Consider the following 5264-nt stretch of genomic DNA (forward strand, 5'->3'; position numbering starts at 1 on the left):
GGCGGTCGCCTGCGCGGCGTCGACCCGGGGTGCTCATGCGGCGAGCGTAGGCGGGCGGCCGCCCGCAGGTCCTGTCCCGGACCTCGCCTGCCGACGACGGCGTCTCCCGGGTCTGCCGCGTCAGCCGGCGGTGCCCAGCGCGAGCGGGAGCACGGCCCGGGCCCCGGCCAGCCGCAGCTCGCGCGCGGCGACGGTGAGGGTCCAGCGGGAGTCGACGACGTCGTCCACGAGCAGCACCGGCCCGGACAGCCCGTCGATCGAGGCAGCGGTCGAGGCGGGCACCCCGAGCCGCTCCCACACCCCGGCCAGGCGGACCGCGGAGTTCCCCCCGGCCCCCCCGGACGGGCCGCCGTGGCGCAGCTCGAGCTCGCCGAGGTCCTGCAGCCGGCCGACCTCGGCGAGGCGCGTCCGCAGCGAGACGACCAGCTGCGGGCGCGCCCGCGACGGCACCGAGACGACGGCGACGGGCCGCTCGGCCCAGCCCCACTCGCGCAGCACCCGGGTGACCGCGCCGAACAGCTCGTCGGTGACGGGCCCGTCGACCGGGCGGCCCTCCTCGTCGCGGGCGGTGGCGCGCCGCAGGGCCGCCCCCCAGCCGAGGTCCGTGAAGCGCGCGACGGCGCGGCCGTCCTGCGCCCGCTCGGCCTCGGGGATGCGTCCCTTGACGTCGACGCCGATGCTGCCCATCCCGGTGGGCCAGGAGGTGCGGGCCTCGACGACCACCCCGGGACGCCGCACGACCTCCTCCAGGACGTCACGCCCGGCCCCGCTCAGCGTGGTGGGGTACCAGGGGCCGGCGCACACGTCGCAGCGGCCGCAGTCCGTCGCCGTCGGGTCGTCGAGCCGCTCCCGCAGGAACCGCATCCGGCACACCGCCGTGCCCGCCACGTAGTCGCGCATGGCCTGCTGCTCGTCGGCGCGGGCCGCCTCCACCCGGGCGTAGCGCGCGGACTCGTAGTGCCACTCCTCGCCGGTGGCCACCCAGCCGCCGCGGACCCGGCGGACGGCACCGTCGACGTCGAGCACCTTGAGAAGCAGCTCGAGCTTGTTGCGGCGCAGCTCCACCCTGGGCTCCAGGGCGGGCGTGGACACCGGGCCCGGTGCCGAGGCGAGCACGCCGAGCACCCGCTCCACGCTGTGCGGGCCGGGGAACGACATGGAGGCGAACCATTCCCAGATCTGCTCGTCCTCGGGCCCGGGGAGCAGCAGCACGTCGGCGTGCTCGACGGCACGTCCGGCGCGGCCGACCTGCTGGTAGTAGGCGATGGGCGAGTCGGGGGCACCGAGGTGCACGACGAAGCCGAGGTCCGGCTTGTCGAAGCCCATCCCGAGGGCCGAGGTCGCGACCAGGGCCTTGACCCGGTTGTCCAGCAGCGCCCGCTCGAGCTCGACGCGCTCGTCGGTGTCGGAGCGGCCGGAGTAGGCGCGCACCTCGTGCCCTGCCGCGCGCAGCGCCTCCGCGACGTCGGTGGCCTGGGCGACGGTGAGCGTGTAGACGATGCCCGAGCCCGGGAGGTCGCCCAGGTGCTCGGCGAGCCACGGCAGCCGGTCGGGGCCGGCGAGCTGCAGCACCCCCAGGCGCAGGGAGTCACGGCCCAGCGGTCCTCTCAGGGTGACGACCTCGCGGCCCGGCCCGTCGGCCGACACCGCCAGCTGCTCGGTGACGTCGGTGACCACGCGCGCGTTGGCGGTGGCGGTGGTCGCCAGGACGGGCGTTCCCTGCGGCAGCGAGGCCAGGAGGTCGCGGATCCGGCGGTAGTCCGGGCGGAAGTCGTGGCCCCAGTCGGACACGCAGTGCGCCTCGTCGACGACGAGCAGACCGATCCCCCGGGCCAGCTCCGGCAGCCAGCTCTCGCGGAAGTCGGGGTTGTTGAGCCGCTCGGGGCTCACCAGCAGGACGTCGACCTCGCCGGCGGCCAACCGGGCCCGCACCTCCTGCCACTCCGTCACGTTGCCGGAGTTGACCGTGTGGGCGCGGACGCCCGCCCGCGCGGCCGCCTCGACCTGGTTGCGCATGAGCGACAGCAGCGGGCTGACGATGACCGTCGGCCCCGCGCCCGCGGCCCGCAGCAGCGCGGTCGCGACGAAGTACACGGCCGACTTGCCCCACCCCGTGCGCTGCACGACCAGCACCCGCGCCCGGTCGACCAGCAGGGCGCGGACCGCCTCGAGCTGGTCCTCGCGGAAGACCGCGTCCTCGCGGGCCGTGAGGCGTCGGAGGACCTGACGGGCGTCGTCGTCCAGCGTCGCGGGATCGACGAGCGGGCCCTCGGCCGGCGGGGCGGGGGGCGGGGCGACGGCGGGACCGGTGGCTGCGGGCACGTCAGGACGGTAGGCCCTGCCCCGGACACAGCCCGGTCCGGGACCGCCCACCTGTGGACGGGACGCCGGACGGACGGCACCGGGCGGACGCACCTCGCAGGCGCACCGGCCCGGTGCCGTAGGGCTCCCCCCGGCCAGCAGCCTGAGGGAGCCTGGGTCAGCGGCGGCGGCGCTCCCCGCGACCGGTGGCGTCAGGGCCGTCGGCGACCGCGCCGTCGACCTCCACGCCGGGGTCGGCGTCGACCTCGACGTGCTCGCGGCGGACCTCGCCGCTGACGGACTCGGTCGAGGTGACCGTGCCGGTCGCCATGCGGACCCGCTCGACGGGCACGGTCTCCGTCGTGACGACCGGCCGCTCCTCGTGCAGCACGACGACGGGGTCGGCCTCGGTGACGTCGACCGGAGGGCCGTCGTAAGGCACTCCGCCGTCCGTCGCGGGGTCGCCGCCACCGGCCGGCAGGTGCTCCAGGCGCACCTCCTCGCGGCGCACCTCCACCTCGACCGTGCGCATCTCCGTGACCACGTACTTGCGCAGCCGGGCCCTGCCCACCGCGTGCCGCTCGGTGCCGACGGTGAGCCGCTCCTCCGACACCGTCATGGCGTCGTCGGTGCCGCCGGACGTCACGGCGGATGCCGGTGCCCCGGCCGCGACGGCGCGGGCGGGTCCGTCGACGGCCGCACGGTCGGCAGCGACCGCGTCCTCCTCGGCCTCGTCCGTCCGCTCGCCGACGATGGTGGCGTCCGCGGGGGTGCCGGGGGCCAGGCCGTAGTACCGGTACAGCTCTGTCTCCTGCTCCGGCGTGAGGTGGCCCGTCGTGCTGGGCTTCGGGGAACCCTTGACGACCTTCTTGCCGTAGCGGACCCGCAGCACGTCGCCCGAGATCTCCGCCCCCGTCAGCGGGACGAAGGAGTCCGTCCCCCCGAGGAGCCCGGTGTGGACGGTGACCCACTCCGGTCGCCCCGTGGCGTCGTCGAGGTAGACCTCCCGCGCGGTCCCGATCGTGCCGCCGTCGAGGTCGACGACGACCGCCCCGTTGACCCGGGTGAGGTCGATGCTGCTGTCCATGGCTGGCTCCTGTCGTGTCGGCGCCGCACGCCGGTGGGCCGCGGCTGACCTTCTGCAGGTGCCCGAACGCCCGCCGGGCAAACAGCGCGGCGGCTGCCACGGTCCCCCGCCGGCACCCCCGGCCTGCGGCCGGGAGCACCTCCGCCACCAGGCTCCGGGCCGCCTCAGGTGGGCGGTGTCAGCCCGAACGACGGCTCGGGCGAGGGCCCGCCGGCGAGCAGCCCGGGGTCCGGCGGCGGGTCCGTCTGGGCGTCGAGCACGTGGTCGACGTGGTCCCAGAACCCGGGGGCCGGGACGTACCAGGCCGGCCCGGGCGGCAGGGTCGGGTCGCCGGGGAGCACGTCGGCGAGTCCCTTCAGGCCGTCGCCACGCTCGGCGAGGAGCTGCTCGTACCAGGGCACGGCGCGCGCCACCCGCGCCCGGGTGTCCTCCAACGCGGTGGCGCCCACCCGGAGGCGGAGCCAGCGGTGGCGCTCCCACTGCGCGTCGTCCCGGAAGCGCTCGCGCAGCCGGGCGCCGGCCACAGCCCCCCGCAGGGCGAGGGCCGCGACCGTGGCACGGGGCATGAACAGGCTGACGCCCCCCTCCCCCGGGTGCTGGCGCACCGCGGCCACCCTGCTGCGGAAGCCGGGCAGGGACGAGTGCAGCGTGTCCCGCCAGCTGCGCGCCGCGCCCAGCACCGCCGCCAGCAGCCCGAGGTAGCCCGCCCCCAGGTCGCCGACGGGCGCGGGCGGCACGTTCCAGTCCTGCGGCAGCCACACGTCCTGGGTCGGTTGCCCCGGCGGGTGGGACCCGAGGGTGAGCCCGAGGCTCGGCCAGCGCGGGAGCACCGCGTCGAACAGGTGCACCGGGAAGTTGGACGTGATCCCGCCGTCGGACCACCACAGCTCCTGGGCGACGACGGGGTGCGCCTGCGAGGCGACGGGTGCGCCGTCGGCGTGCAGGGTCCGGCCCAGGTCGTCGCGGGCCTGCCCCTCCGGCAGCAGCCGGTACAGCCGCACGGCCGTGAACAGCACCGGCAGCGCCAGGCTGATGCGCACCGCCACGACCACCGGGAGGTTCCACGGGTGGGGCAGCCGGTGCAGCGTCACCTCGCCCGAGCCGTCCACCAGGGGCACGGTCCGGCGCGGGGTCAGGTCCGTCATGGCGTCGACGACCTCGCGGGGGAGCACGTCGGTCCCCCCGCGGCCGTCGGCGGCGAGCGCGGCGCACAGGTCGCCGGGGTCGAACCACAGCGACGCCTCCTCCGTCGCGGTCCGGTCGCCGGGCTCCGCCACGGCCAGCGGGAAGCGGAACGGCCGGCCGCGGCTCAGGTCGGTGGTCATCACCTCGAGGTTGATCAGCCGGCGCGCGGGCGACGCGGCAAGCGCCCGGACCGAGGCCTCCGCCGCCGTCGCGGACCCGTCGTCGGTCTCGAGGACGGGCTCGAACCCGGGCCCCTGCCACAGGTGGCCGAAGCGCAGCAGGGTCCCGGGCAGACCGGCCAGCTCGGCGAGCCCGTCGGACAGCCACGGGACGAGGGCGCGGTCCACGGTGGGGGCCGGGGCGCCGACCAGCCGGGACAGCAGCCGGGGCCGGGAGCGTCGCGTCGAGCCCGCGACGAGCCCGTACGACCGGCGCCGGGCGGTGGCGACCCACCGCACCGCCCCCGCGAGCAGCACCAGCGAGGCGAGGAGCACGAGCGACAGCGTGACGAGCACCGTCTGCAGCAGCACGGCCGCCTGCAGCGTCGCGACCCCCACCCCCGAGAGCACGACGGCCGCCACCACGAGGACCACCCCGGCCGCCGCGCCGGTACGGGCGTGCGTCGCGCGCGGGCGGCTGGAGGCGGCCTCGGCCAGCCGCCGCAGCACGGGTGTCGGCTGCGCCGGGCGGG

The 5264-nt window shown here is 77.1% G+C and carries 2 protein-coding genes and 1 pseudogene; all 3 read right to left on the reverse strand.

All coding sequences use genetic code 11. The features are described from left to right. Positions 1–120: 120 nt before the first annotated feature. Positions 121–2322 (reverse strand): RecQ family ATP-dependent DNA helicase, encoded by a 2202-nt coding sequence (locus WCS02_RS17085; RefSeq protein ID WP_376983753.1) that lies wholly within the window; start codon positions 2320–2322, stop codon positions 121–123. 157 nt (positions 2323–2479) lie between these two features. Further along, entirely contained in the window at positions 2480–3388 is a 909-nt protein-coding gene (locus tag WCS02_RS17090) for a DUF2382 domain-containing protein (RefSeq protein ID WP_340295420.1), read from the reverse strand. 164 nt (positions 3389–3552) lie between these two features. Further along, a pseudogene (locus WCS02_RS17095) lies at positions 3553–5264 on the reverse strand (hypothetical protein); the annotation flags it as partial.

Source organism: Aquipuribacter hungaricus, from assembly GCF_037860755.1.
GTDB lineage: Bacteria > Actinomycetota > Actinomycetes > Actinomycetales > JBBAYJ01 > Aquipuribacter > Aquipuribacter hungaricus.

What these genes read in the sequence shown, in the direction of transcription:
- WCS02_RS17090 (WP_340295420.1), bottom strand. Translation starts at nt 3,388, where the DNA reads ATGGACAGCAGCATCGACCTCACCCGGGTCAACGGGGCGGTCGTCGTC.